Source organism: Rhizobium sp. MHM7A, assembly GCF_005862215.1.
GTDB lineage: Bacteria > Pseudomonadota > Alphaproteobacteria > Rhizobiales > Rhizobiaceae > Rhizobium > Rhizobium bangladeshense.
Genome location: NZ_VCHT01000002.1, coordinates 805276 through 830828, shown reverse-complemented (window position 1 = coordinate 830828; position 25553 = coordinate 805276). Strand labels below are relative to the sequence as shown.

General features: G+C 62.7%; 27 protein-coding genes. 19 read left to right on the top strand and 8 right to left on the bottom strand.

All coding sequences use genetic code 11. The features are described 5' to 3' along the window. The first annotated feature begins 24 nt into the window (after positions 1-24). Genes FFR93_RS12355 through arsK form a run of 6 tightly spaced genes read left to right on the top strand, consistent with a single transcriptional unit; the run spans position 25 to position 3960 of the window. Positions 25-381, top strand: a complete 357-nt coding sequence (locus FFR93_RS12355; protein WP_138393422.1) for a metalloregulator ArsR/SmtB family transcription factor — start codon at positions 25-27, stop codon at positions 379-381. Next, the gene (locus FFR93_RS12350) at positions 378-908 is read left to right on the top strand and encodes an arsenate reductase ArsC (protein ID WP_138393421.1); all 531 of its coding nucleotides are present in this window, start codon (positions 378-380) and stop codon (positions 906-908) included. The genes FFR93_RS12355 and FFR93_RS12350 overlap by 4 nt, the downstream gene beginning before the upstream one ends. Beyond that, a complete protein-coding gene (locus tag FFR93_RS12345; RefSeq protein WP_138393420.1) occupies positions 908-1609 on the top strand; it encodes an MIP/aquaporin family protein in 702 nt (233 codons plus the stop codon). The genes FFR93_RS12350 and FFR93_RS12345 overlap by 1 nt, the downstream gene beginning before the upstream one ends. Then, complete coding sequence (arsC, locus tag FFR93_RS12340) at positions 1606-2028, top strand: arsenate reductase (glutaredoxin) (protein ID WP_138393419.1); 423 nt, start codon at positions 1606-1608, stop codon at positions 2026-2028. Before FFR93_RS12345 ends, arsC begins: the two co-directional genes overlap by 4 nt. Then, a complete protein-coding gene (gene arsH / locus FFR93_RS12335; protein ID WP_171049165.1) occupies positions 2003-2728 on the top strand; it encodes an arsenical resistance protein ArsH in 726 nt (241 codons plus the stop codon). Before arsC ends, arsH begins: the two co-directional genes overlap by 26 nt. Beyond that, positions 2725-3960, top strand: a complete 1236-nt coding sequence (gene arsK, locus FFR93_RS12330) for an arsenite efflux MFS transporter ArsK (RefSeq protein ID WP_138393417.1) — start codon at positions 2725-2727, stop codon at positions 3958-3960. The genes arsH and arsK overlap by 4 nt, the downstream gene beginning before the upstream one ends. A gap of 17 nt (positions 3961-3977) precedes the next feature. Here arsK and FFR93_RS12325 read toward each other — a convergent pair whose 3' ends face one another. The 5 genes from FFR93_RS12325 to FFR93_RS12305 form a co-directional block, all read right to left on the bottom strand. Then, positions 3978-4244: a hypothetical protein gene (locus FFR93_RS12325; RefSeq protein WP_138393416.1), complete on the bottom strand. Its 267-nt coding sequence runs from the start codon at positions 4242-4244 to the stop codon at positions 3978-3980. Between the two features lie 112 nt (positions 4245-4356). Then, positions 4357-6882, bottom strand: coding sequence for a mechanosensitive ion channel family protein (locus FFR93_RS12320; RefSeq protein WP_138393415.1), 2526 nt, complete (start codon positions 6880-6882; stop codon positions 4357-4359). A 157-nt stretch (positions 6883-7039) separates the two neighbouring features. Beyond that, the gene (locus tag FFR93_RS12315; RefSeq protein WP_138393414.1) at positions 7040-7591 is read right to left on the bottom strand and encodes a DUF924 family protein; all 552 of its coding nucleotides are present in this window, start codon (positions 7589-7591) and stop codon (positions 7040-7042) included. Between the two features lie 179 nt (positions 7592-7770). After that, the gene (locus tag FFR93_RS12310) at positions 7771-8835 is read right to left on the bottom strand and encodes a histidine kinase dimerization/phosphoacceptor domain -containing protein (RefSeq protein ID WP_064705316.1); all 1065 of its coding nucleotides are present in this window, start codon (positions 8833-8835) and stop codon (positions 7771-7773) included. Between the two features lie 219 nt (positions 8836-9054). Beyond that, on the bottom strand, positions 9055-10500 hold the full coding sequence (locus FFR93_RS12305) for an MFS transporter (protein ID WP_138393413.1): 1446 nt from the start codon (positions 10498-10500) through the stop codon (positions 9055-9057). 547 nt (positions 10501-11047) lie between these two features. Between FFR93_RS12305 and FFR93_RS12300 the strand changes: the two genes are divergently transcribed. The 13 genes from FFR93_RS12300 (at position 11048) to FFR93_RS12240 (ending at position 22839) form a co-directional block, all read left to right on the top strand. After that, entirely contained in the window at positions 11048-12373 is a 1326-nt protein-coding gene (locus FFR93_RS12300) for an ABC transporter substrate-binding protein (RefSeq protein WP_064705318.1), read from the top strand. Positions 12374-12486: 113 nt separating this feature from the next. Beyond that, the gene (locus FFR93_RS12295; protein WP_138393412.1) at positions 12487-13455 is read left to right on the top strand and encodes a sugar ABC transporter permease; all 969 of its coding nucleotides are present in this window, start codon (positions 12487-12489) and stop codon (positions 13453-13455) included. After that, positions 13452-14405 carry a carbohydrate ABC transporter permease gene (locus FFR93_RS12290; protein ID WP_064705319.1) on the top strand — a complete coding sequence of 318 codons (954 nt, stop codon included), beginning with the start codon at positions 13452-13454 and terminating at the stop codon, positions 14403-14405. Before FFR93_RS12295 ends, FFR93_RS12290 begins: the two co-directional genes overlap by 4 nt. Next, positions 14402-14620: a hypothetical protein gene (locus FFR93_RS12285; protein WP_138393411.1), complete on the top strand. Its 219-nt coding sequence runs from the start codon at positions 14402-14404 to the stop codon at positions 14618-14620. Before FFR93_RS12290 ends, FFR93_RS12285 begins: the two co-directional genes overlap by 4 nt. Positions 14621-14623: 3 nt before the next feature. After that, on the top strand, positions 14624-15721 hold the full coding sequence (locus FFR93_RS12280) for an ABC transporter ATP-binding protein (protein WP_138393410.1): 1098 nt from the start codon (positions 14624-14626) through the stop codon (positions 15719-15721). Then, positions 15714-16721 (top strand): ABC transporter ATP-binding protein, encoded by a 1008-nt coding sequence (locus tag FFR93_RS12275; protein ID WP_138393409.1) that lies wholly within the window; start codon positions 15714-15716, stop codon positions 16719-16721. Before FFR93_RS12280 ends, FFR93_RS12275 begins: the two co-directional genes overlap by 8 nt. 52 nt (positions 16722-16773) lie before the next feature. After that, positions 16774-18414, top strand: coding sequence for a dihydroxyacetone kinase subunit DhaK (locus FFR93_RS12270; RefSeq protein WP_138393408.1), 1641 nt, complete (start codon positions 16774-16776; stop codon positions 18412-18414). Positions 18415-18465: 51 nt separating this feature from the next. Further along, a complete protein-coding gene (gene dhaL, locus FFR93_RS12265; RefSeq protein WP_064705324.1) occupies positions 18466-19080 on the top strand; it encodes a dihydroxyacetone kinase subunit DhaL in 615 nt (204 codons plus the stop codon). Positions 19081-19094: 14 nt separating this feature from the next. Continuing rightward, the gene (dhaM, locus tag FFR93_RS12260; protein WP_138393496.1) at positions 19095-19493 is read left to right on the top strand and encodes a dihydroxyacetone kinase phosphoryl donor subunit DhaM; all 399 of its coding nucleotides are present in this window, start codon (positions 19095-19097) and stop codon (positions 19491-19493) included. Then, a complete protein-coding gene (locus tag FFR93_RS12255) occupies positions 19493-19837 on the top strand; it encodes an HPr family phosphocarrier protein (protein WP_138393407.1) in 345 nt (114 codons plus the stop codon). The genes dhaM and FFR93_RS12255 overlap by 1 nt, the downstream gene beginning before the upstream one ends. Then, positions 19821-21380: a putative PEP-binding protein gene (locus FFR93_RS12250; RefSeq protein ID WP_138393406.1), complete on the top strand. Its 1560-nt coding sequence runs from the start codon at positions 19821-19823 to the stop codon at positions 21378-21380. The genes FFR93_RS12255 and FFR93_RS12250 overlap by 17 nt, the downstream gene beginning before the upstream one ends. Position 21381: 1 nt before the next feature. After that, positions 21382-21795 carry a hypothetical protein gene (locus FFR93_RS12245; RefSeq protein WP_138393405.1) on the top strand — a complete coding sequence of 138 codons (414 nt, stop codon included), beginning with the start codon at positions 21382-21384 and terminating at the stop codon, positions 21793-21795. Between the two features lie 51 nt (positions 21796-21846). Next, positions 21847-22839 (top strand): dihydroxyacetone kinase subunit DhaK, encoded by a 993-nt coding sequence (locus FFR93_RS12240; protein WP_138393404.1) that lies wholly within the window; start codon positions 21847-21849, stop codon positions 22837-22839. A gap of 14 nt (positions 22840-22853) precedes the next feature. Here FFR93_RS12240 and FFR93_RS12235 read toward each other — a convergent pair whose 3' ends face one another. The 3 genes from FFR93_RS12235 to FFR93_RS12225 all read right to left on the bottom strand — a co-directional run bounded on the left by FFR93_RS12235 (position 22854) and on the right by FFR93_RS12225 (position 25443). Beyond that, positions 22854-23582 carry an alpha/beta hydrolase-fold protein gene (locus FFR93_RS12235; protein ID WP_138393403.1) on the bottom strand — a complete coding sequence of 243 codons (729 nt, stop codon included), beginning with the start codon at positions 23580-23582 and terminating at the stop codon, positions 22854-22856. Then, positions 23579-24538 (bottom strand): acetylxylan esterase, encoded by a 960-nt coding sequence (locus FFR93_RS12230; protein ID WP_138393402.1) that lies wholly within the window; start codon positions 24536-24538, stop codon positions 23579-23581. The genes FFR93_RS12235 and FFR93_RS12230 overlap by 4 nt, the downstream gene beginning before the upstream one ends. Before the next feature lie 125 nt (positions 24539-24663). After that, positions 24664-25443, bottom strand: a complete 780-nt coding sequence (locus FFR93_RS12225; protein ID WP_138393401.1) for an alpha/beta hydrolase — start codon at positions 25441-25443, stop codon at positions 24664-24666. Positions 25444-25553: the final 110 nt, after the last annotated feature.

Here is a 25553-nt window from a genome sequence, read left to right as displayed (position 1 = left end):
CAACGATTCAAGGATTATTGAAATATGGATCAACGTCAAGCCCTCGCCGCATTCGGCGCCCTGTCGCAGGAAACGCGCCTTCACATCATCCGCATGCTCGTCGTCTCGGGCCCTGACGGAATGGCGGCGGGCTCCATCGCCGAAAGGGCGGAGGTTTCGCCGTCCAACGTCTCCTTCCACCTGAAGGAGCTGGAGCGATCCGGGCTGATTACCCAGCAGCGTGAATCGCGCTCGATCATCTACACCGCCAACTACGATGCGCTCGGCGGCCTGATCCGTTTCCTGATGGAGGATTGTTGCGGCGGAAACGCGGAAATCTGCGCGCCCGCCGCCGTAGTTGTTGCATGCTGTGCACCTGCAACCAAGGAGGGACTGCAATGACCACTGACCGCGCTTATAACGTGCTCTTTCTTTGCACCGCCAATTCTTCCCGCTCGATTATGGCCGAATCCATCCTGGAGGCGGAAGGCAAGGGCCGGTTCAAGGCCCATTCAGCCGGCAGCCAGCCGAAAGGCGAGGTCAATCCTCTGGCCCTGAAGGAGCTGCAGGCATTGGGTTACCCCGCGACCGGCTTCCGATTTAAGAGTTGGGACGAGTTCGCCAAGCCCGGCGCACCACAGATGGACTTCATCTTCACCGTCTGCGACACCGCCCACGGCGAAGCCTGTCCCGTCTGGATCGGCCATCCGATGACCGCTCACTGGGGCGTCGAGGATCCGGCCGCCGTCGAGGGCAGCGACGTCGAGAAGGGCCGCGTCTTCGCCCAGGCCGCCCGCTTCCTCAAGAACCGGATCATGGCCTTCCTCAGCCTGCCCTTGTCGTCGATCGACAAGCTGGCGCTGGAGCAGCATTTGCACCAGATCGGCGCGATGGAAGGCACAACCGCAAAACCGGCAGGGGCTGGCTGATGGCGTCGTTCGATCTGCCGCGCCGGCTGGTCGCAGAGGCCTTCGGCACCGCCATGCTGGTCGCAACGGTCGTCGGATCGGGCATCATGGCGACATCATTGACCGAGGATGTCGGCCTCGCCCTCCTCGGAAATACGCTTGCGACCGGAGCGATCCTGGTTGTGCTGATCACCGTCCTTGGACCGATCTCCGGCGCCCATTTCAATCCGGCCGTCTCACTGATCTTCGCCATGTCGCGTTCCCTGCCGAAACGCGAGCTCGGCGGCTATGTGCTGGCGCAGATCGCCGGAGGCGTGGCAGGGACGATCGCCGCTCACCTGATGTTTGCACTCCCGCTTCTGGAGATGTCGAGCAAGGTCCGCACCGGCGGCCCGCAATGGTTTTCCGAGGGTATCGCGACCTTCGGCCTCGTCTCGGTCATTCTCGCCGGTATCCGCTTCGAGCAGAAGGCAGTTCCATGGCTGGTCGGGCTTTACATTACCGCCGCCTACTGGTTCACCGCCTCGACCTCCTTCGCCAATCCGGCGGTTGCTCTCGCCCGCTCCCTGACCGACACCTTCTCCGGCATTCGCCCGGTCGATCTCCCGGGTTTCTGGATCGCCGAAATCATCGGCGCGGTTGCTGCTCTCTTCCTGTTCACCTGGCTGCTGCAGCCAGCCGAAACATCCTCATCAACCCTGCCATCAGAGGCGAAGCTATGAACGTCACCATCTATCACAATCCGGGCTGCGGCACGTCGCGCAACACTCTGGCGATGATCCGCAATGCCGGCATCGAGCCTGATATCATCGAATATGTTAAGAACCCGCCATCGCGCGAGGAATTGGCGAAAATGATAGTCGATGCCGGCCTCACGGTGCGCCAGGCCATCCGCGAGAAAGATACGCCCTATGCCGAACTCGGCCTCGACAATCCTGATTTGACCGACGATCAACTTCTCGACGCCATGCTGGCGCAGCCAATCCTGATCAACCGGCCCTTCGTCGTCACGCCGCTCGGCACACGCCTTTCGCGACCGTCCGAGGTGGTCCTGGAAATCCTGCCGGAGACGCACAAGGGCCCATTCACAAAGGAAGACGGCGAAAAGGTGCTCGATGCCGAAGGCAAGCGCGTTGTCTGACCTCCCGGCCGCCTCGCCGGCGCATCTTCGCCAGCCGGATTTGGCGGCTCTGCGGCCGCCCTTCTCCACCCACAAGCCGCGCATCCTCATCCTCTACGGCTCACTCAGGGCCGTGTCCTACAGCCGCCTCCTGGCGTATGAGGCATCACGGCTGCTCGAGCACTTGGGCTGTGAGGTGCGGATCTTCGATCCCGAGGGCCTTCCCCTTCCCGACGGAGCTCCGGTCACCCATCCGCAGGTGCAGGAACTGCGCGAGCTCTCAGCCTGGTCTGAGGGCCAGATCTGGGTCAGCCCTGAGAGACATGGGGCGATGAGTGGAATCATGAAGGCGCAAATTGACTGGATACCGCTGTCGGTGGGTTCGGTCCGGCCGACACAAGGCAAGACGCTTGCCGTCATGCAGGTATCCGGCGGGTCGCAGTCGTTTAATGCAGTGAACCAGATGCGAGTCCTCGGCCGATGGATGCGGATGATCACCATCCCCAACCAGTCATCGGTGGCGAAGGCTTTTCAGGAGTTCGACAGCGATGGGCGCATGAAACCCTCATCCTTTTACGACCGCGTCGTGGACGTCTGCGAGGAACTGGTGAAATTCACATGGCTGACACGTGACGCCTCGGCTTATCTCACCGACCGCTACAGCGAGCGCAGGGAAGAGGCCGACAAGCTCGAGCGGCGCGTGGGCCTCAAGTCCATATGACGCCCGCCGCTTTCGAACATCCGCCCGTTGCCGCCATCCTCGCCCTCGGCCTCACACAGATCATCGGCTACGGCACCCTCTATTACAGCTTCAGCATCCTCGCACCGGACATGGCGCGCGGCCTCGACTGGTCACAGGAATGGATCTTCGGGGCACTATCTGCGGCATTGCTGATCGGCGGCCTGGTTGCGCCGGCCATGGGCAAATGGATCGATCGCTTCGGCGCGGGCAGAGTCATGACCTCAGGTTCGGCCATCGCAGCAGCCGCGCTTGCCGCCTGCGCCCTCGCTCCCGGCAAAATCGCTTTCGTGATAGCCTTGATCGCCATCGAAACAGCTTCGAACCTGGTGCAATACGCCGCAGCCTTCGCCCTGCTCGTTCAGATCCAGCCGCAATTGGCCCAGCGCAGCATCACCTATCTCACGCTGATCGGCGGTTTCGCCTCGACCATCTTCTGGCCGATTACCACGACGCTGCACGCCCATCTCTCATGGCAGAACGTCTACTTCATCTTTGCCGCGCTCAATCTCCTGGTCTGTCTTCCCATTCATGCCTGGCTGGCGCACAGCGCCGGCGATACCGGCACGCGCGAGAAGGCCGGCGCAACGAGGCGTGTCGAACCGGGCCTTCCCGCCGCGGCACGCACGCCGGCCTTCGTTCTGATGGTGACCGGCTTTGCACTGGAAAGTTTCGTCAATGCCGCCCTTCTTGTTCACATGGTGCCTGTCATGTCGGCGCATGGACTTGGCGCCACGGCCGTCATGGTCGGCACGCTTTTTGGCCCGTCGCAGGTGCTGAGCCGCTTCATCAACATGGTCCTAGGCGGCGGCCTGCCGCAGCTGACGCTAGCCATCACTTCCGCAATGCTGCTACCGACGGCCCTTGTCATTCTCCTCGTCACGGCGCCATCGATTGCCGGTGCATTGGTCTTCGCCGTAATATTCGGTCTCGGCTCCGGCCTCAGCAGCATCGTGCAAGGAGTGCTGCCGTTGGCGCTCTTCGGAAGCGACGGCTATGGGCAGCGGCAGGGAAAGGTGATATCGGCTCGCCTCGTGGTTTCCTCGACGGCGCCGTTCGCGCTCGCCTTCCTGATAGGAAATGTCGGCATATCCTGGTCGTTGACGATCACTGCGATGCTTGGCACCGTGGCCGTAGCGGCATTCCTCGCCATCCGGCGACTGATGCGGACATCGGCGCCGGCGGAAGTGGCTCTGGCACGCGGAGAACCGTAGCCTGACAAGTCCCTATCCTATTTGACCACCGCCGAGCCTTTGACGATATCGATGGTCTCCCCGCCATCGAGCCCGATGCGGTCGCCGTCCGGCGTCGTCATGAAACAGCCGGAAGAGCAGAGATTTTCGGAAGCGCCGGCATCAACCACGACTTCGACGCGCTGTCCGCCCTCGGTGATGACGAGGACCACGGCGGCAACGTCGGTGTTGGTGACGGATGCCGCATCGACCGCGGGCGCGGCAAGCAGCGGGACAAGCAGAACGGCAGCAAATCTTGCCATCATGTGCGGCGGCGCGGGTGCGCCCTCCCCTCAAACGATCGGTGCTGCCCTCGGCAGCAATCCCGATGTAAGGGATCATGCACACAGACCTGTGAATGATGGCTGAACGAGCCGTTCAGCTCTCCGCCGTCCGCCCGCGAAGTTGCCGCACCGGCCGATCCTCTTCCTCCATCGGCCTATCCCTAGGAGCCTCCTGGCCCTCCTTCCGCTCCTTGCGTGCATTGGGAAGGCTGGGCGCGGCGTCACGATGGATGGTAAGGTCGCTCTGCGGCAGCGGGATCTCGATACCTTCAGCTTTGAAGCGCTTGAGGATTTCGATCCTCAAATTGTTTCGAACCGCCATGCCGTCGCCCATGTCGGCGAGAAAGAAGCGCAGCTCGAAATCCAACGAATACGGGCCAAAACGGAGGAATTCGACGTGAGGCTCCGGATTGCGCATGATGAGCGGCACCTTGGCCGTCAACTCCAGCAGTATATCCATCACCTGCTGCGGATCGGCGTTGTAGCTAACCGAAACCGGGATTTCCGAGCGACCGATCTTGTTGCGATGCGTCCAGTTGCCGACGAGGCCGTTGATCAGTTCCGAATTCGGCACGATGATCGCCTGTTTACGAAAAGTCTCGATCTCGGTGGCGCGAACCGAGATCCGCTTGACAATGCCTTCGGCAGTGCCTGACACGACATGATCGCCGACCTTGAAAGGCCGCTCGACCAGGAGGATCAGGCCCGAGACGAAGTTGGAGACGATGTTCTGCAGGCCGAAACCGATACCGACCGACAGTGCCGAGGCGACCAGCGCGAAGCTCGACAAATCGATGCCAGCGGCGGAGACGCCAATGATCGCGGCAATGCCGACGCCGAGATAGCCGATGCCTGTTTTTACCGAATTGCGCACGCCGAGATCGACATGGCTTCGTGCCATCACGTTGCCATCGAGCCAGCGCTGCAGCCAGCGCGTCAAGAGGTAGACGCCAGCAAACAGCAAGATGCCGGTGCAGATGCCGAGCAGCGAGATGCTGATGCCGCCGAGCTTGACCTCGGTAAACAGTCGGAAGGCGATAAGCTGCAGATCCTGCACATGAAAGCCCCAGAGCAGCAGGATCAGCGGAATACCGACGAGCAGCGCCACCGCATAGATGGCCAGGCCGACGAGCAGGCCGACCTGATCGATCGCCACCGGACCGAGGTTGAAGCGCCTCGTCAGGAAGCGAGCGAAGAAAGTGTCGCCAAAGCTTTCCTGCCGCGAGATCGCTTTGCCGGAGAGCAGGCCGACATACATGGTGGCGACAACAGCCCCGGTGATGATGAGCTGCGTGGCGACGAAACGGGCAAGCCCGACGTAGCCGGCAAGCGCCGTGACGATCAAAGCGGCGCCGACGACACGCAGGATGATCGCCATGCCGCGTGGCCAATGTCTGCCCGGCGCGTCGGGATCACCGCTTCTCGCCAGCATCGGCTTGCTGAAGGAGACGGCAATCAGAATGATGCCGATGATCAGCGCAGCGATCAGGCTCCGGACTACGGTCAGTACCAGCGGCGAGCCCATCGCCTCGCTGACGGTGCCGAAGAGATAGTCGAGACCGTTGACGACAGCCATTGCCGATAGGCAGTAGCCGATCGAGCGGGCGCCGAGATTGGAAAGCTTGACGAGCCGCCAGCGCGGTTCCTGCGGCGCGAAGATGGCGTTGACGAAGCGGCCGACGAAATAGACGAGGCCGATCGTTCCGAACAGCGCGCCGATGACAGGCGCAATGTCCGGCCGCAAAACATTGAAATTATTGAGGAAGAAGAAGGAGGTGACGAGCAGCACCGCAAGCGCCAGCGTGCGGATCAAGGTCGACCAGAAGGCGATCGACAGCCGGCCGATATAGGATGGATTCTCGACTGTCTCGTCGCGGCGCAGATAGGAGCCGAACAGCCGGTAGCTGCCGGAAAGCAGGATAAGCGCGGAGGCGAGCGAAAGGAAAATCGCCACAAATAGAGGGAAGCGCTTGAACTTCCAGACGAAGGAGGCCCAGCTCGCTAGAGCCTGCGAAAATTCGCTGATCTCGTGCACGAAGGCGCTTGCGGCATCGTCGAGTACCGAGACAGAAATTTCCGTGCGCCTGAAAAGCGTATCGGCGAACAGCTGCCGCCGCATCGCGATGATCTCGTTCATGAGCTTAGTCACCGCGATCGACAGGTTTTCGGCGTCTTCGGTCACCGCGTTGATCTGCGCGCGCTCGGCGGCAAGCGCGTTGCGCTCGTCCGTGACAATCTGCGCCTCGGGCGGTTGTCCCTCCTTCGGCGGCTCGCCGATTTCGGTCAGCCGGTTCCTGATCTGGTCGAAACGCGGCCTCAGGTTGACCGAGATGGTGATGACGGCGCGGCTGAGCTCGTCGGCCTTGGCCGCAAGCCCGACCAGCGCATCGTCATTATCGGCATTCTGCTTGACGCTTTCCTGAAGCGAGGCAAGCTGGGTCTTCGCCTTCTCAATCTCCTTCGCCGCCTGCGCCGATGGCGTATCGGCAAGCGGCGCCTCTGCCGTTGCCGCCTGCGGCTGCGGTTCCTGCGCGAGGGCTGCTGCGCTCTCGAAATGCGCGCCGGCGAGCGTCAGCGTCACGAAAAGAACGGTGCAAAGGAGGATTGATCTCAGCCGCAAAAAGGCCTCCGGAAAAGGTTGTCGTCGAAATTGAATGCTCGCTTTTCGTCGCAAAGAAAGGCGACACAAAGGCGGAAGATGCCTAAGGCGCCTTGCGCCGCGCTTGTTCCGGCGCTGAGGTCACGTCCCGAAACCGCTGCGCCCTCGAGCGACGCACTCAGAAGCCGGCGCCGGGCTTTGAGAGATAATCGAGCTCCGCGGCCGTCGATTCCCGCCCGAGCATGGCGTTGCGGTGAGGAAAACGCCCATAGGCGGCGATCACGTCGCGGTGGCGGACCGCATAGTCCAGATATTCCTCGTCGCCGAGCGCAGTGAACAGGGCCACCGAACGCTCCTGCTCGTCGAGATTCTCGGCATGTTCGAACGGCAGATAGAAGAAAGTCCGGCACGCAAGTTCCACCGCCTGGTCGGCGCCTGCGGCTAGCGCGAGCTTGGCTTCTCGAAGCGCCAGCCCGTCAGTAGCAATGGCTAGTCCGGTGCCGCGATAGATATTGCGGGGGAACTGATCGAGCACGATGACAGCCGCCAGCCGGCTCACCGGGTCGGCCCGCCATTCGTCACCGACGCCTGCGGCAAGCGCCAGATGCGTGTCGCGGAAAACATCGCGGATCTCGACATCGAGTTCCGGGGTTGCGCGAAACCACAGGTCCCGACCGCATCGGACGAACCAGAAATCATAGACTTCCCGAGGTGTGCGGATGGCCGTCATTTTTTTGCCTCCCGTAGCGTTAGGATTGATGATGCGATTTCTGCAAGATGTTGTCGAATAAGAGACAGCTGGCACCGATAGCCGTTCATCCGGCTGCCGCCAACCTTCTTTCCTGGCGGGAGGTCATGGTAAGGCGGATAAGGACTGTGAGGCACGACCTTCATCGTTACTCTTCCCGCCTACTTCCCCTCATGCAACGAAAATACCAGCGTCGCCCTCGTTCCGTCATGCTCGGGATCATAAGCGAAATCCGATTGCAAACTCGCGGCCATGGCCGTCAGGATGCGCGTGCCGAGGCCGGTTCCGCGGGCCGGGCCTGACGGATCGAAGCCGGAACCATCATCCTCGACGATGACACGCACCGCCTCTTCCGTTTGGTCGACCAGGACGCGGATCTCGCCCGAGACGCTGTCCGGATAGGCATATTTGAAAGCATTGGTGACGAGCTCACTGACGATCAACCCAAGCGTGATCACCTTATCAGTCGCCAGATTGACCGGTTTTGCAGTCAGCATGATACGGTGCGGCCGCTTGTCATCGCGCATCGAAGCTTCAAGCTCGGTCAGGAGACTGTTCAGATATTCATCGACCTGCACGGAGCCGACCTGCCGCTTGGTATACAGGCGGCGATGCACGCTGGCGATGGCGTTAATGCGCATCTGAGTTTCGTGCAGGGCGTCGATCGCCACCTGATCCTTGGTCATGGAGGATTGCATGCGGATCAGCGCGCCGACGAGGCCCAGGCTGTTGGCAATGCGGTGATTGACTTCGGCAAGCAGCATCTCCGCAAGATCGCGCTGCTGGCGGATTACCTCCTGCGCATGCGCCGTCTCCCGACGAAACCGCGCCCGCTCCAATGCCTGTTCGAGCGTGGCGGCGAGCAGATCGAAATAGTCGGCCGAAACTCCCTTCAGCATGTAATCGTCGGCACCCGCCTTCAGCGCCGCGACTGCGATGCTGGTGTCGTCCGAACCGGTTGCGTAGATGACTGGAGGATGATCCCCCAGTGCCGTGATGGAGGTCAGGATATCGAGCCCGGTCTCGCCGCCCAGCAGATGATCGAGCACTACGGCGTCGATGCCGCCTTTGCCAAGCCGCGCAAGGCCGGCAGCACCACTCTGCGCCCACTCGACGGAAAAGCCGCGCCGCGCGAGGTTCTTCTGCATCAGGAGGGCAAGCCCCTCGTCGTCGTCGATATAGAGGATGTGGATCAGGGCATCCGCATCGCCGCTAGAACTGCTCATTCCGTCTCCCAGCGTTTTCTCTAAGCAACGACTGCTCGCAAGCGTCCGAGTCGTCGGCATGCAATGTCGTATTGCATTGACCGTCTGAGGTAAACAGCGCTCAGCCCTCGCTCTTGTCGCAGGCGGCGGAATGCAGGACGTCGAAAACGGCATTGCGGGAGTCGGAAATGCGAAAATGAGCGCTATCAACCGCGAGCCGCCCGCATAGCTCCCGCGGCGTTAAGTTTTCTGGAATTTCCGATGGCCGGAAACTTCGGCGCCCGCCTCTTTCGGCAATTGCAGGAAGCGCAGCGACGAAACGATGCCGATCGCACCGATCACGACGAAGGCCCAGCGGAAATCGGCCAGCACGGGATTGCCGGCACCTCTCAGAGCAGAGGAAATATTGAGCACGGCGGCGGCCACTGCGACGCCGAGCAGCATAGACACCTGCTGCAGCATACTCGACAGCGTCGAGGCCGAGCTTCGCTGCGCCGGGCCGATATCGGCAAAGGCGAGCGTGTTCAGCGCCGTGAACTCCATCGACCGCGACAGGCCGGCGAGAAAAAGCAGCGCATGGATGAAAAACGGCGGCGTGTCAGGCGTCAGGAAGCCGCAGGCGACGATCGAAAGCGCCGCAATCAACCCATTGAGTCCCAGAACGGTGCGGAAGCCGAAGAAGCGCAGCAGCGGCGTCGTCACTGCCTTCATGCTGAAGTTGCCGAGAAAATAGACGAGCAGATAGGCGCCGGCGGAAATCGAGCTCAGCCCGAAGCCGAGCTGGAACAACAGAGGCAGCAGGAACGGCGTCGCGTTGATCGCCGTCCGGCAGGCCGTGCCCGCCGAGAGCGTCGACATTGAAAAGGTCTGGACTCGAAAGGCCGAGAGATCAAGCAGCGGATTGTCGACGGCAAGGAAATGCCGTGTCGCCATGGCGGATAGTACGATGCCGGCCGCCAGCATCGAGATGACGAGCCACAGCCCGCCTTCCCATGTGACCGAAAGCTCAAGCGCGGCGAGCAGGAAAGTCAGACCCGTCGCGCTCAGGATGAAGCCTGGCATATCGAGCCGGCCGGGATCTGCCTCGCGCTGTTCCGGCACAAAGCGCAGCACGAGCCCCATGCCGACAATACCGATCGGGATGTTGATCAGGAAATTCCAATGCCAGCTGGCATAGGTGGTGATAAAGCCGCCGAGCACTGGGCCGACCACGGGCGCCGTCAGCGCGGGCCAGGTGATCAGCGCGATGGCCTGGACGAGTTCGGACTTGCGGGCGTTCTTCAGCACGATGATACGCCCCACCGGCGTCATCAGCGCACTGCCCGCCCCCTGCAGCGCACGCCACAACACGAATTCCATAAGGCTGCCGGAGAGCCCGCAGAATAGCGAGGCGCCAGTGAAGACGCCGATCGACATCAGAAAGACGCGACGGGCGCCGAAGCGGTCACCGAGCCAGCCTGACAGCGGAATGAAGGCCGCCATCGTCAGCATATAGACGGTGATGCCGAGGCTCATCGACACCGGCTGCACGCCGAAGCTTGCCGCCATCTGCGGCAACGAGGTGGCGACGATAGTGCCGTCGAGGATCTGCATGAAGAAGGAAACCGCGACGACCAAAGCCACGATCTTCGCCTGACGGCCGCCTGCGGCCTCTTGCTCGTTCTTGCTCATCTCTGCTGTGGTCATCGATCTGCCAATGGAAATCCGGTGTCGCGACAGGGAACGGGAGGAAGCCGATCAGTGATCTGCCGCGCGAGGGACGCGCGGAAATAAAACCGCGCCCTGGCTGAATACGCCCGTTGCATCGGGGCGGAAAGGCTAAATCTCGCACTATGCTGGAATATTCCAATACGCCCGACAGGGGCAGACGCAAAGAAAAAGGCCCCGCCGGAGCGAGGCCGAGTTTGCACCGCTCCGGGGAAAATACGGGAGCGGCGAACGGTCCATATCGCGCCATCCATATTGCAGCGAGGCCTGATATCGCTGCATCGGTACGGTCAGGAAAAAATTTTCTGAAACGTGCGGAAATTCCCCTAAACAGCCGGCCCTCTCGCTCCGACTTTGCGCTGCAACCTGTGCAATGCAGCAACGATTGCCGCTTGCATTGTTTATAAAACCGTCTATCACTAAACATATTGCTAAACATGATGATTGAGGAGTTCATGTGAGCATTTTCTGAAACGGGTGAACATGCGACGCCGGTGGGGAGCCGGCTTGGTTCTGGGAGGAACTCATGCAGAAAACATCGAAAGCCCTTTTGGGGCTAGCCGCGGCATTCGTCATGTCGTCGGCATTGCCCAATCTCGCCAAAGCCGATGAACTGACGCTCTGCTGGGCCGCATGGGACCCTGCCAATGCGCTCGTCGAGCTGTCGAAGGACTTCACGGCCAAGACTGGCACGCAGATGAAGTTCGAATTCGTTCCCTGGACGAGTTATGCCGACCGCTTCCTCAACGAGCTGAATTCCCACGGCAAGCTCTGCGACCTCATCATCGGCGACAGCCAGTGGATCGGCGGCGCCGCCGAGAACGGCCATTACGTCAAGCTGAACGACTTCTTCGACAAGGAAGGCATCAAGATGGATGACTTCGTGCCGGCAACGGTCGTCGGCTATTCGGAATGGCCGAAGAATACCCCGAACTACTGGGCGCTGCCCGCCATGGGCGATGTCGTCGGCTGGACCTATCGCAAGGATTGGTTCGAGAAGCCGGAACTGCAGAAGGAATTCAAGGCGAAATACGGCCACGACCTCGCAGCCCCGAAGACCTATGACGAACTGAAGCAGATCGCCGAGTTCTTCCAGAAGCGTGAGATCGACGGCAAGACTGTCTACGGCGCCTCGATCTATACCGAGCGCGGCTCCGAAGGCATCACCATGGGCGTCACCAACGTTCTCTACGACTGGGGCTTCCAGTACGACAATCCGAAGAAGCCCTACGAGATGGAAGGCTTCGTGAATTCGGACGACGCGGTCAAGGGCCTCGAATTCTACAAGTCGCTCTATGACTGCTGCACGCCGCCCGGCAGTTCCAACGTCTACATGGTCGAATCCGCCGACGCCTTCAAATCCGGCCAGGTTGCCATGCAGATGAACTTCGCCTTCACCTGGCCCGGCCTCCACAAGGATGAGAAGGTCGGCGGCGACAGGATCGGCTTCTTCCCCAATCCGGCGGAGAAGGCGCATTTCGCCCAGCTCGGCGGACAAGGCATCTCAGTGGTCTCCTATTCCGACAAGCGCGACGCCGCCCTGCAGTACATCAAGTGGTTCGCACAGCCCGACGTACAGGCCAAGTGGTGGGAACTCGGCGGCTTCTCCTGCCTAAATTCGGTCGTCAACGCGCCTGATTTCGCCAAGAGCCAGCCCTATGCCCAGGCCTTCCTGGACTCGATGGCAATCGTCAAGGACTTCTGGGCCGAGCCAAGCTACGCCTCGCTGCTGCAGGCCATGCAGAAGCGCGTCCATAACTACGTCGTGGCCGGCAATGGCACTGCCAAGGAAGCGCTCGACGGCCTGGTGAAGGACTGGAGCGACGTCTTCAAGGACGACGGCAAAATCTAGTGCCCGAAGGGACTGGGATCCCTCTGCGCGCCATCCTAACCAGGATGGCGGCCCGGATCGGCAGACGAACCGGGCCGCCGGATCTTTCATATTCCAAAAGATCGGGTGAAAACTTGACCATTTCCCATTCCTCCATCGTGGAGAAAGCGGCCGACGCGACAGCAAGGGCAACGCCCGCCTCGCTCGCCCGGCGCGTCCGCGGCCTCTCCGACAGGGCGATTGCCTGGCTGTTCATAACGCCTGCCATCACCCTGCTCCTGGCGATCAACATCTTCCCGCTCATCTGGGCGGTCTATCTCTCCTTCACCAATTACCGCGCCAACCGGCCGAATGCGCCAGTCCAGGGCGTCGGCCTAGGAAATTACGAACGCGTTCTCAACGATCCCGATATATGGCAGGCGATGCAGACCACCGCCCATTTCGTCTTCTGGACGATCCTGCTGCAGACGGTGATCGGTTTTGCGCTCGCTTACCTGATCGACCGCAAGTTTCGCGGCCATGCCTTCTGGACGACGATCATCCTGATCCCGATGATGCTGTCGCCGGCCGTGGTCGGTAACTTCTGGCGCTTTCTCTACGAGCCGCAGATCGGCCTCTTCGCCTATGCCGTCTCGCTGGTGTCGGGCATTCCGACATCCGAAGTGCAGATGCTCGGCAATGTCTCGCTGGCGCCTTGGGCGATCATCATCGTCGATACCTGGATGTGGACGCCCTATGTGATGCTGATCTGCCTCGCCGGGCTGCGCTCGATTCCCGACTATATCTACGAGGCGGCCGAGGTCGATCGTGCATCGCCCTGGCGCCAGTTCTGGTCGATCACCGTGCCGATGGCCCTGCCCTTCATCATGCTCGCGGTGCTTTTCCGCGGCATCGAGAATTTCAAGATGTTCGACATGGTGACGCTGCTGACCGGCGGGGGGCCGGGCTCGGTCACCGAGGTCGCCTCGATCACGTTGAAGCGCGCCGCCTTCGAAAGCTGGGCGACCGGCCGGGCCTCGGCCTTCGCCATCGTTCTCTTCGTCGCGGTGTTCGGGCTCGCCAACATCTACGTCAAGGCATTGAACAAGGTGAAGCAAAGATGAGCGCCGCCAACTCCGCCCATTCGGTCGTCGAGCCGAGCCTCAACAGCAAGCGCATCGCCGGCACGATCGTCGTGCTCTATGCGCTGATCACCCTCATCCCGCTCGTCTGGATCTTCCTGACCAGCATCAAATCGCCGCCGGATTCGATCAGCTATCCCCCGAAGATCGTCTTCACGCCGTCGCTCGAAGGCTACTGCAACCTCTTCACCACGCGCACGCGGCAGACACCCGACTATATCGCCGCGCTGCCGGCGCCGGTCGGCACCTGCGATGAGGTGACCCGCAAACGCAACATGGTGATCGCGGGTCCGTCGAACTTCCTGCCGCGGTTCGTCAACTCGCTGGTCATTGCTTTCGGCTCCACTTTCCTGGCTGTCTTCCTGGGCACGCTCGCCGCCTACGGCTTCTCCCGCTTCAGGGTGCCGCTCGCCGACGACCTGCTGTTCTTCATCCTGTCGACGCGCATGATGCCGCCCATCGCCGTCGCCATCCCGATCTATTTGATGTATCGCGAGCTCGGCCTGTCGGACACGGCGCTCGGCATGATCCTGCTCTATACCGCCGTTAACGTCTCGCTCGCCGTCTGGCTGCTCAAGGGCTTCATCGACGAGATCCCGCGCGAATACGAGGAAGCGGCGATGATCGACGGCTATTCGAGGCTGCAGGCCTTCCGCAAGGTCGTGCTGCCGCAGGCGACCACCGGTATCGCCGCTACCTCGATCTTTTGCTTGATCTTCGCGTGGAACGAATATGCCTTCGCCGCCCTTCTGACGTCGGGCGAGGCCCAGACCGCGCCACCCTTCATTCCGACAATCATCGGTGAAGGCGGGCAGGATTGGCCCGCCGTCGCCGCCGGCACGACGATCTTCCTGATCCCGATCCTCGTTTTCACCATTCTCCTGCGCAAGCAACTGCTGCGCGGCATCACCTTCGGAGCCGTCCGCAAATGAGCCACCTGATCGAAACACGCACCCGCACCCCTGCCCGCCCGAAACGGCCGTTCTTCCTGCGCCGCGGTCCGATGGAAAACATCGCCACGGTGCTGATCGGGCTCGGTTTTCTGATGCTGTTCCAGCCCTTCCTGCTGGTGCTCTACACCTATTCGCTGGTGATCCTGCTCGTGGGCACCTTCATGTTCATCATCGTCTCGAAATTCCCGGAGTGAACCATGGCGGACATCCGGATCGAAAATCTTCGCAAGGAATTCGGCAGCTTCGTGGCCGTTCAGGATTCGAGCTTCACCGTTCATGATGGCGAGTTCCTGGCGTTGCTCGGACCTTCCGGCTGCGGCAAGACAACGACGCTTCGCATGATCGCCGGCCTGGAGTTGCCCAGCAGCGGCAAGATCCATCTCGACGGTGAGGACGTCACCTTCAATCGCGCCAGCGCCCGCGACATCGCCTTCGTCTTCCAGCTCTTTGCGCTCTACCCGCATATGAATGTGCGCAAAAACATCGGCTTCCCGCTGCTGTCGCAGGGCATGCCCAAGGCCGAGATCCGTCAGCGCGTCGAAGAGACCGCCCGTCTGCTGCAGATCGATCATATTCTCAACCGCTCGGTCTCGGGCCTTGCCGGCGGCGACCGGCAGCGCGTGGCGCTCGGCCGCGCCATCGTCCGCCGCCCGAAATGCTTCCTGATGGACGAGCCGCTTGGCACGCTCGACGCCGAGTTTCGCGAGATCATGGTCCACGAGTTGCGCGAACTGCACAACCGTATCCATGCCACCACCGTCTACGTCACCCACGACCAGCACGAGGCGATGGCGATGGCCGACAAGATCGCCGTGATGAACCACGGCGTCATCGAGCAGTTCGGCACGCCGCAGGAAATCTACGCCAAGCCGGCGACCATGTATGTCGCCGATTTCATCGGATCGCCGCCGATGAACTTCATGCGCTTCACCTCCGGCCTGAAGAGCGGCGACAGATCCATCCTGCTCGACGGTGTTCATGTAGCGGTTCCGGAGATCCATGAGGACATGGCCGAGAGCGAACTGGCGCTCGGTGTCAGGCCGGAACACATCCGCTTCAGCGACGCCTCGCCCCTTCGCGGCGCCGTCTACGGCAGCGAATATCTCGGCACCAATCAGGTTGTAGCAGTGGAAACCCCGGGCGGCCTGATCAAGGCCCGCGTTCCCGCCAACCGCAGCTTCCGGATCGGCGAGACCGTCGGTCTCGAATTCAACCCGGCGAACCTCGCGCTCTTCGACTGCGTCTCGGGCCGCGCGGTGCCATCCCAGCTCTATCAGGAGACCCGGCATGGCTGATGTCGTCCTCAGAAATCTCAGCAAGCGCTTCGGCGACACCCAGGCTCTTGATGAGCTCGATCTTTTTATCCGCGACGGCGAATTCGTCGTGCTGCTCGGTCCCACAGGCGCCGGCAAGACCACGACGCTCAGGCTGATCGCCGGCCTCGAAAGACCCGACAGCGGCCGCATCGAGATCGGCGGCCGCAATGTCGCGGCGGAAGCGCCGGCCGGGCGCGATGTCGCCTTCGTCTTCCAGCAATATTCGCTCTATCCGCACATGACAGTTTACGAGAACCTCGCCTTCCCGCTGAAGGCGCCGGTGCGCAAGCTGAGCGCGGAGGAGATCGACCGGCGCGTGCGCGAGGTCGCACGCATGGTCCGCATCGACCACAAGCTGGAAAACCGCTCGACCAGGCTCTCCGGCGGCGAGATGCAGCGCGTCGCGATCGGCCGGGCGCTGGTGCGCCGGCCGGCGATCTATCTGATGGACGAGCCGCTCTCCTCGCTCGACGCCAAGCTGCGCGCCGAACTGCGCCTGGAGCTGAAGCGCATCCAGAAGGAGCTTGGCTCGACGCTGCTCTATGTCACCCACGACCAGGTCGAAGCCATGACCATGGCCGATCGCATCGGCATCGTCGCCGAGGGCCGGCTGCTGCAGGTGGGAACGCCGCGCGAGATCTACGGCAATCCCGCCAACCTGCATGTCGCCGCCCGCCTCGGCCAGCCGCACATCAACCTTCTGCCGGCGGACCTGCTGCCCGGCGGCCGTCCGCCCTCCGGCACCAAAACCGTCGGCGCGCGCACCGAACATCTCGATATCGCCGTCGGCAAGGATGCCAATGCCGAGGTCGATTGGATCGAGCATCTCGGCGACCAGAACCATCTGCATATCAGGGCCGGCAATCACAAGCTCGTCACACTCGCGGATCCATATCTGGCGATCGCGCCGGGCGACCGGATCAGCCTGACGCTGCGCGATCCGCTTTATTTCGATGCGGCTGGACAGCGGCTATCGTGACCGGCAAACAAAATGATGATGGCATAAAAAACAAAGGGACGGGTCTCAATCGATGAAACACTTCTTCAACCGCAGGGAAACCATCGTCACCGAAGCTCTGGACGGCCTGCTTCTGACGACGAGCAGCGGCCGTCTCGCCCGTCTTGACAGCTTTCCCGACATCAAGGTGATCCTGCGCGCCGACTGGGACAAGTCCGAGGTGGCGATCATCTCGGGCGGCGGCGCCGGCCATGAACCGTCCCATGCCGGCTTCGTCGGTAAGGGCATGCTGACGGCGGCCGTCTCCGGCGAGATCTTCGCCTCGCCCAGCGTCGATGCGGTGCTGACGGCGATCCGCGCCGTGACCGGCCCAAAGGGCGCCCTGCTGATCGTCAAGAACTATACCGGCGACCGCCTGAATTTCGGTCTCGCCGCCGAAAAGGCGCGCGCCGAGGGCTTCGATGTCGAAATGGTCATCGTGGCCGACGACATCGCCATCCCCGGCATCAACCAGCCGCGCGGCGTCGCCGGCACGCTGTTCGTACACAAGATCGCCGGCTATCACGCCGAAAGGGGCGAGGACCTCAAGACGGTCGCGGCCCATGCCGCGGCTGCAGCCGGCGATATCGTCTCGCTCGGCATGTCGCTCTCCACCTGCAGCGTGCCCGGACAGGCGCACGAGGATCGCCTCGGGGCCGATGAAGGCGAACTCGGCCTCGGCATCCATGGCGAACCCGGCGCCGAGCGCATCGCGCTCCAGCCGGTCGCCGACATCGTCGCCACCATGGCGGCGCGCCTGACCCCGGCCATGCGCGAAGGAGCAAACCACGCCCTCCTCGTCAACAATCTCGGCGCCGTGCCGCCGCTCGAAATGACCGTCATCGCCAAGACAGTGCTGTCCTCGCCGCTTGGCCGCCACATCAGGCTGATCGTCGGCCCGGCGCCGATGATGACCGCGCTTAACATGAACGGCTTCTCGCTGTCGCTGATCCGGCTGGATGCCGCGCGAGAAGCGGCGCTGACGGCAGAGGTCGAGCCGCATGCCTGGATGCCGGCCGTCGAACGCCAGGAGATCAGGGTCATCCCTGCGCCGAGGACGGCGGCCCCCCTGAACGGCGCGGCCACACCAGGCGAGAACAGCCGTAACCGACGCCTGATCACGGCACTCTGCGAGCACCTGATCGCGCAGGAGAACGAGCTCAACCGGCTGGACGGCCGCGTCGGCGATGGCGATACCGGCTCGACGGTGGCCGCAGGCGCCCGTAGCGTGCTTGCCCGCCTCGACACGCTGCCGCTCGATAAGCCAGCGGCAACGCTTGCCTCGCTCGGCGATATCCTCGGCACCAGCATGGGTGGTTCGAGCGGCGTGCTGCTGTCGATCTTCTTCACCGCTGCGGCAAAAGCGATGGCCGATAAAGCCGATATTTCAGCGGCTCTTCTTGCCGGGCTCGACAGGATGACGTTCTATGGAGGAGCAGGCGTCGGCGATCGGACGATGGTCGATGCGCTGTCGCCTGCCCTGCAGGCGCTTGCGTCAGGCGATATCGCTGCCGCGGCAAGGGCAGCGGCATCAGGCGCGGAGTCGACAAAGACGATGACGAAGGCGAGAGCCGGACGCGCCTCCTATGTCGGCGAAAGCGACCTTGCGGGTGTCGCGGACCCCGGCGCGGTCGCGGTTGCCGGCGCGTTCGGCGTGGCGGCAAGCCTCGCCTGACCGGGTAAATTTCGAAAGCCCCCAGGAGAGAGGGCGACAGGGAGGAAGGCAGTGCAGGTGGAACCGGTGCTTGTGGCGGGACTGATCGAAGTGTGCCGCGCGACAATCGCGGAAAACGCCGATCACCTCTGCGCACTCGATCGCGCCATCGGCGATGGCGATCACGGAACCAATATGCGGCGCGGCTGCGAGGCGGTGAGCGCCGAGGGCGAAAGCCTGTCCAGCTTGCCCTTCCCCGAGGCGGTGGAAAAGATCGGCCTGACGCTGGTGATGAATGTCGGCGGAGCGGCCGGCCCGCTATACGGCACGCTGCTGATCGAGATCGGCCGCGAGCTTCGCAAAAATGAGGAGAGGGCCGATTTTTCCCTGGTGCTGAAACAGGCGATTGACGCCGTGGCAAGGCGCGGGCGGTCACACGCCGGCGACAAGACCTTGCTCGACGTACTCTATCCCGTCCATGCCGCGCTGGCGAAGCGGTCACCGCTCAGTGACGTCGCTCGCAAGGCCGAGTGGTCCGCCGACAGGACCGCCGCGATGAAGGCGATGCGCGGACGCGCCGCCTATCTCGGCGACCGGTCGATCGGCCATGTCGATCCCGGCGCGTCGAGCTGCGCGCTGCTGACCACTGCGATCTGCCGCTATCTCGGGGAGCACCGCCCCCAATGAATGAAAGGACCGGCATGAATGGAAAGACCGCAAATGTGGGCATTGTGATCGTCTCCCACTCACCGCTGGTGGCAAGGGGCATCGCCGACATGGTGCGACAGATGGTCGGCGACTGTGTGCCGCTCGCCTGGTCGGGCGGCAACGTCCATGGCGAGCTCGGCACCGATGCCGGCGGTATTCTGAAGGCGATCGAGGCCGCCTGGTCCGATGCCGGCGTCGCCGTCTTCGTCGATCTCGGCGGTGCCGAGACCAACAGCGAGATGGCGATCGAAATGCTGGGCCTTCCCCGGTCGGCCCGCGTCTCCATCTGCAACGCGCCGCTCGTCGAAGGCGCCGTCATCGCCGCCGCCGAAGCCTCGGGGGGCGCGTCGCTCGCCAAGGTCGTCGCCACAGCCGAGGAACTGTCCCCCTGATGACGAACCGATGGCGTATTGAGAAACAGGAGCCTGATCCTTTGCACGTGAATTGCCAGACGGAGGTGGAAGTCAAGCACGGCGTTGGGCTGCATGCCCGCCCCTCCGTCACCTTCACACGACTTGCCAAGTCCTTCCCCTGCTCGATCGAGATCGCCGTCAACGGCAGCGACGTCTGGCTGAACGGCAAGAGCATCATCAAGGTCATGGGCGCGCGCATCCGCAAAGGCTCGATCCTCCGGATACGGGCGGACGGCATTCTCGCCGAAGAGGCGATCCGCGCGCTCAAGGAACTCATCGAGCGCAATTTCGATGAGGAAACGAAACATGGCAGAACCGCTTAGGCTGAAAGCAAAGAGCGCGTCCCCGGGCATCGCATCCGGCCCGGCCTTTCTCGCCGAGGAGCCGAAGGCTGTTTCCACGCCCGCCGGCGGCTACGGCGCGCTTGAGAAGGCAATCCATATCTCGATCGGCGAACTCGAGCGGCTCGCCGAGGGCGCCGATGCCGAAAGCCGCGATATCATCGATTTCCAGATCGAGGTGCTGCGCGATCCGACGATCGCGGAAGCAACAGGCGCGCGCATGCAAGCCGAGGAGAATGTCGTCTTCGCCTGGATCGCCACGCTCGACGCCTATATCGGCGAACTCGAAGCAGCCGACGAGGAACCGATGCGCGCGCGCGCCGTCGATATTCTCGACATCAAGAACCGCGTGCTCGGCGCGCTGGCCGGCACCCCGGTCGCCGATTTCCCGCCCGGTTCGGTCTTCGTCGGCAAGGATATGGAGCCGAGCCGCTTCCTCGCTCATGACTGGTCGAAGGGCGGCGGTATCGCGCTGTTCGCAGGCAGCGCCGCCGGCCACGTCGCTTTGCTCGCCCGGGCGAAATCGGTGCCGATGGTGGTCGGCACAGGCCGTTTTTCAGCAGCGGACGGCGATCCCGTCGGCGTCGATGGCGACGCCGGCGCCGTCATCCTCAAGGCGGGCGGCATGCTGATCCCGCCGCTCGCGCCAGCCGGCGACACCAAGCTTGAAAGCGGCGAGCTGCGCACGACGGACGGCGTACCGATTCTCATCTCCATCAACATCAACGATCCCGCCGAGATCGATGCGCTCGATCCGGCAACGGCGGGCGTCGGGCTGATGCGCTCGGAATTCTCAGTCACCTCGATCGCCGATGCCGCCAATGAGGAACGGCAGCTGGCGATCTATCGCCGCGTGCTGGAGCAGGCTGGCCAAAAGCCGGTGACCATAAGGATGCTGGATATCGGCGGCGACAAGCCGCTTGCCGGCCTCGAAGACCCGCCGGCTCTCGAGCCGGGCCTGCGCGGCGTCCGGCTGCTGCTTGCCCGGCCGGAAATCGCCCGCGTCCAGGCCCGCGCCCTGCTGCGCGCCGCCGTCTTCGGCAAGCTCTCGGTAATGCTGCCGATGGTGAGCTTTCCCGAAGAGGTCGACAGGATGCGCGAACTGTTCCGCGAGGAAGCCGAAAAGCTCGGCCGCCGCGCCCTGCAGCACCGGATGCCGCCGATCGGCATGATGGTGGAAGTGCCATCGGCCGCATTGATGCTCGACACCTTCGCATCCGCGGCCTTCTTCTCCTTCGGAACCAACGATCTGACGCAATATCTCGCCGCCTCGCACCGGGACGGCAACGAGGTCGATGCCGGCAAGGTGGCACCAGCCGTGCTCCGGCTGATCGAGCAGGCGGTAAAACTTGCCGGCGGCAAACCCCTCAGCATCTGCGGCGACATGGCCGGCGATCCCCGCTATCTCCCGGAGTTGCTTGCTGCCGGTCTCCGGCATTTTTCCGTGGCGCCCGCCCATCGTCCCGCGATAAGATCGGCGATCATCGGCCTCAACGCCGATGGCACCAGGGCAGCCGGAGAGTAGGATGGCGCGTGAAGACACCGAAGACGCCATAATCGCCTACAAGTCCATTCTGGCGCAGATCATCGACAACAGGCCGTCCGGCACGCGCCAGCGCCTGGCGACGGCGCTCGGCAAGCACCGCAGCTTCGTCACCCAGATCACCAGTCCGACCTATGCGACGCCGCTGCCGGCGCGCCATCTCGCGACGATCGTGCGCGTCTGCCACTTCAGCGCCGCCGAGGAAGAACGCTTTCTCGAAGCATATCAGGCCGCCCATCCCGGCAAGCTGCCGGATCTCGGCCATTCCGAGAAATTGCGGCACCTTTCGCTGATGGTGCCCGACTTCGGCGACGACAGGAAAAACCGCCTCCTGGAAGAGGCGATCTCCGATCTCGTGCAGAAGATCGTCGCGATATCGCGGGCGAGCGAGCAGTGAAGCGTGAGCGGGCTGACGTAGCGTGATGCCTTTGGCCTTGGGAGAGGCTTGATGAAAAAGTTCATGAACACCGCGGAAACCATGGTCGCCGAAAGCGTCGAAGGCTTCGTGCGCGCCCATGAGACCTTCGTGGTGTTCGGGACCGAGCGCAAATGCGTCCGCCGCCGCCATCTCACATCAGGCAAGGTGGGGCTGATATCCGGCGGCGGCGCCGGCCACGAGCCGATGCATATAGGCTTCGTCGGTCAGGGTATGCTGGATGCCGCCTGCGTTGGACATATCTTCACCTCGCCGACGCCGAGCCAGATTATTGCCGCCATCGAAGAGGCCGATACCGGCGCCGGGTGCCTGCTCCTGGTCAAGAATTACGACGGCGACCTGATGAATTTCGAAATGGCGATCGAGATGGCCGGTGACCGCCACAGCCTCGACATGATCGTCGTCAGCGACGATATCGAGACATCGAGATCAGGCGAAGGCCGCGGCCGGCGCGGCGTCGCGGGAACACTGATTGTTGAAAAGATCCTGGGTGCCGCCGCCGAAGGCGGCATGCCCCTCGCCGAACTGAAGCAGCTTGGCGAGGGGCTGAACACCCGCATCCGCTCGATGGGAGTCGCGCTGAACGGCGTGACGGTGCCGCAGACCGAGCGCACGACGTTTTCGCTCGAACCCGACGAGATGGAAATGGGCGTCGGCATTCACGGCGAACCTGGCCATTACACGCAGCCCTTCGCCGCCGCCAACGCCATCATCATGCGTCTCTGCGAGACGATTATCGCCGACATAGCGGTGACGCCGGGCGCCCGGGCGCTTCTCTTCGTCAACGGCCTCGGCGGCACGCCGCCTGCTGAACTCTATCTCGCCTATGCCGGCGCCCGCCGTTTCATCGAGGAGAAAGCCATCCCGATCGAGCGCTCGCTTGTCGGAACCTACGTTACCTCGCTCGACATGCAGGGACTGTCCGTCACCCTCGCCTTGCTGACCGACGAGGAGATCGCACTCTGGGATGCGCCGGTGGCGACGGCGGCTTTGCGCTGGCCGTGACAGCCTCCAACAACTCAAATGTAGAGCGGCGCCATCATCCGCCAGGCGCCGGCGCGATGGGCGCGGCCGTCCCAGACGTGCAACTGATGGCGAATGTCCTTTTCGGCAAGCAGCCGGCTGAGATAGCGGTTGTTATCGAGGAAAGGATCGGCCTCCCCGATGGCCAGCACAATGTCGATCTCGCGCAGCCTCTCGAGCCGCCAGTCGGCGCCGAGACCGGGCAGGAAGTGCGTCGGAGTGTGAAAATAGACGCTGTCGTCGTAATAGCCGTCGAACAGGTCGCCGAAGGATTCCACCTTCATCGTGAGGTCGTAGCGGCCGGAAAAGGCGACGAGCTTGCGGAATAGGTGCGGATGGCGGAAGACGAGGCTGGCGGCCTGGAAGGCGCCGAGGCTGCATCCATGCACGATGGTGCAGTCATGCGCGTTCTTCGCCGCCATCAGTGGCAGCACCTCGTGGAGGATATAATCCTCCAGCACTGCATGCCGGCGGATGCGCTCGGCCGGATGATGGTGGAGCCCGTAGAGGCTGTCGGCGGCTAGGCCTTCGATGCAATAGAGCTGGATATGCCCGGCCTGCAACTTATCGCTAAGGCTCGCCACCAGGCCAAGCTGCTCATATTCGAAGAAGCGCCCTTCCCGCGTCGGAAAAACCAGCACCTTGGCGCCGGCATGGCCGAACACCAGCATCTCCATGTCTCGATAGAGCCGCTGACTGTACCAGCGCAGATATTCGCGGTTCATGGCACCCTGAAGAACTGTCCGATCTTGTTGCGGAGAACCGCCTCTTGCTCAGCACTTCCAGGGTAATCGAAATGGCCGGCGTCCAGGATGAAGATTTCATTATATTTTCGTATCGCATTTGCGACAGCAAACTGGCATGGCGGCGCGACCGAGGGGTCGAAAAGTGCCACCGCCGTCAGCATCGGCACCTCGATCCGCCGCGCCGCGGTCGCTGCGTCGTAGAAGCGCAGCGTCTCCAGCACGTTTCCGTGGTCGACCTGATATTCCTGCACCGATCGCGCGCTGCCGACAGTCGGCAGCTTCAACCGCAGCGGCTGGTGGCCGAAGCTCGGAAGCGCCAGATGTCCGCGATCGATGCGCTCGTCAAAGGCGATCGCCATCGCCCCGACGCCCCCGCCGAAGCTGATGCCGCTATAGCCGGTGCGGCCGGAGAGCCAGGGATAGACCGTAACAAGCGTCGAGACGGCAAGCCAGATATCCTCGACGCAGCCGCCGATGATATAGGCGTCTCGCTTATCGATATCGTGCAGCACATGCCAGGACGGGTTCTGAGAAATCGGCGGATGGCTGCTCAGCGACAGCCCGCGGCAGCAGGGAAAGATCACGGCCGTTTCCGTGATCGGCAGATCAAAATCAGGCTGATCTCGCCCGCCATACCCATGCCCGACCACCAGACCTCGCCTCACTTGCCCCTGGCGCGGCAGCAGTAGCCAGCCGCCGATCTTGAACGCGCCGGTGGAGCAATAGACGAGATCGAGCACGTGCCAGTCGGGGTGGCTGAGCTTGCTGAGCGAAAGCGCCGGCTGCGGATCGACCGCCAGCGCCTTCAGATACCGCGCCTCCCAGAACGCATCGAAACCCTCAGGCTCCTCCGGCGGCTCGATCGCCAAAAGCTCTTGAAGACGCATGCCGTAGGTCGGGTCGAAGGCGAAGGGATGTGTCTTGGGAATGCTCATCCATGCTTTGTCGCGTGAAAGGCCCGGCTGTGCAAGCCTTGCCGCTACTGACCGGAGGTCATTGGAATCGTGAACACTACCAGACTGAGCATCCCGTATCTGGCACCCAACCCTGCATATGTGCGTCAGGCTGCGGCCCCCGCCGCCTCCAGGATCAGCCGGCTGATTTCGTCAGGATGAGAGATCAGCGAGAGATGGCTGGCCTTCACCTCGATGGTCTTTGCCCCCATGCGCTTGGCCATGAAGCGTTCGAGATCGGGATTGATCGTCCTGTCCTCGGTCGAAACCGCATACCAGCTTGGCTTGGAGCGCCATGCGGCCTCCGTCGTCTTGCCTGATAGCAGCGCCTTCTGGAACGGCTGCTGCACGGCATAGAGCACCCTGGCCTTGGCTTCCGGCAGATCGCCTGCAAAATCCCTGAGAAAGGCGGCTTCGCTCAACCGGCCCTCGTCACCGTCGAAGACTATGCCCGCAGAGGCCGGCGGCGCCGGATAGGTCTTGGCGAGCGCAGTATAATCTTCGCCGGCATCCGGCGCGCGAGCCGCGACATAGACCAGCGCCGAGACGTTCTGGTGAACGCCGGTCTCGGTCACGAGCATGCCGGCGAAGGAATGACCGACGAGCACGGTCGGACCGTCCTGCCGGTCAAGCACCCGCTTTACCGCTGACGCCGCTTCGGGCAGCGTCGTCAGCGAATTCTGCACCGCCGTCGCATTCAGGCCGGCCGCCTGCAGCCGTGCGATCACCTCGGTCCAGCAGGAACCGTCGGCAAATAGCCCATGCGCCAGCACGACATTGCGCGCTTTGACGGGAGCTGATGTCGCGGCCATGCCACGGCTGGAAAGAAGAGTGGCCGCAGCGCCGGCAACGAGAGCGGCCGAAAAAACCCGTCTGTTCATCATCATGATCTGGTTTCCTTAGGTGTTGGGACTGTTTGAAAGGTCGAGAACATGGGGCCGAAGCACTGATGGCACTCGGCGAAAATCGCCGCTCGATGACATTCTGATCGACGACA

Bases quoted from the DNA above. Each gene is read 5' to 3' on its own strand.
- FFR93_RS12355 (WP_138393422.1), top strand. From the start codon at position 25: ATGGATCAACGTCAAGCCCTCGCCGCATTCGGCGCCCTGTCGCAGGAA.
- FFR93_RS12350 (WP_138393421.1), top strand. From the start codon at position 378: ATGACCACTGACCGCGCTTATAACGTGCTCTTTCTTTGCACCGCCAAT.
- FFR93_RS12345 (WP_138393420.1), top strand. From the start codon at position 908: ATGGCGTCGTTCGATCTGCCGCGCCGGCTGGTCGCAGAGGCCTTCGGC.
- arsC (WP_138393419.1), top strand. From the start codon at position 1,606: ATGAACGTCACCATCTATCACAATCCGGGCTGCGGCACGTCGCGCAAC.
- arsH (WP_171049165.1), top strand. From the start codon at position 2,003: ATGCCGAAGGCAAGCGCGTTGTCTGACCTCCCGGCCGCCTCGCCGGCG.
- arsK (WP_138393417.1), top strand. From the start codon at position 2,725: ATGACGCCCGCCGCTTTCGAACATCCGCCCGTTGCCGCCATCCTCGCC.
- FFR93_RS12325 (WP_138393416.1), bottom strand. From the start codon at position 4,244: ATGATGGCAAGATTTGCTGCCGTTCTGCTTGTCCCGCTGCTTGCCGCG.
- FFR93_RS12315 (WP_138393414.1), bottom strand. From the start codon at position 7,591: ATGACGGCCATCCGCACACCTCGGGAAGTCTATGATTTCTGGTTCGTC.
- FFR93_RS12310 (WP_064705316.1), bottom strand. From the start codon at position 8,835: ATGAGCAGTTCTAGCGGCGATGCGGATGCCCTGATCCACATCCTCTAT.
- FFR93_RS12305 (WP_138393413.1), bottom strand. From the start codon at position 10,500: ATGACCACAGCAGAGATGAGCAAGAACGAGCAAGAGGCCGCAGGCGGC.
- FFR93_RS12300 (WP_064705318.1), top strand. From the start codon at position 11,048: ATGCAGAAAACATCGAAAGCCCTTTTGGGGCTAGCCGCGGCATTCGTC.
- FFR93_RS12290 (WP_064705319.1), top strand. From the start codon at position 13,452: ATGAGCGCCGCCAACTCCGCCCATTCGGTCGTCGAGCCGAGCCTCAAC.
- FFR93_RS12285 (WP_138393411.1), top strand. From the start codon at position 14,402: ATGAGCCACCTGATCGAAACACGCACCCGCACCCCTGCCCGCCCGAAA.
- FFR93_RS12280 (WP_138393410.1), top strand. From the start codon at position 14,624: ATGGCGGACATCCGGATCGAAAATCTTCGCAAGGAATTCGGCAGCTTC.
- FFR93_RS12275 (WP_138393409.1), top strand. From the start codon at position 15,714: ATGGCTGATGTCGTCCTCAGAAATCTCAGCAAGCGCTTCGGCGACACC.
- FFR93_RS12270 (WP_138393408.1), top strand. From the start codon at position 16,774: ATGAAACACTTCTTCAACCGCAGGGAAACCATCGTCACCGAAGCTCTG.
- dhaM (WP_138393496.1), top strand. From the start codon at position 19,095: ATGAATGGAAAGACCGCAAATGTGGGCATTGTGATCGTCTCCCACTCA.
- FFR93_RS12255 (WP_138393407.1), top strand. From the start codon at position 19,493: ATGACGAACCGATGGCGTATTGAGAAACAGGAGCCTGATCCTTTGCAC.
- FFR93_RS12250 (WP_138393406.1), top strand. From the start codon at position 19,821: ATGGCAGAACCGCTTAGGCTGAAAGCAAAGAGCGCGTCCCCGGGCATC.
- FFR93_RS12245 (WP_138393405.1), top strand. From the start codon at position 21,382: ATGGCGCGTGAAGACACCGAAGACGCCATAATCGCCTACAAGTCCATT.
- FFR93_RS12240 (WP_138393404.1), top strand. From the start codon at position 21,847: ATGAAAAAGTTCATGAACACCGCGGAAACCATGGTCGCCGAAAGCGTC.
- FFR93_RS12235 (WP_138393403.1), bottom strand. From the start codon at position 23,582: ATGAACCGCGAATATCTGCGCTGGTACAGTCAGCGGCTCTATCGAGAC.
- FFR93_RS12230 (WP_138393402.1), bottom strand. From the start codon at position 24,538: ATGAGCATTCCCAAGACACATCCCTTCGCCTTCGACCCGACCTACGGC.
- FFR93_RS12225 (WP_138393401.1), bottom strand. From the start codon at position 25,443: ATGATGATGAACAGACGGGTTTTTTCGGCCGCTCTCGTTGCCGGCGCT.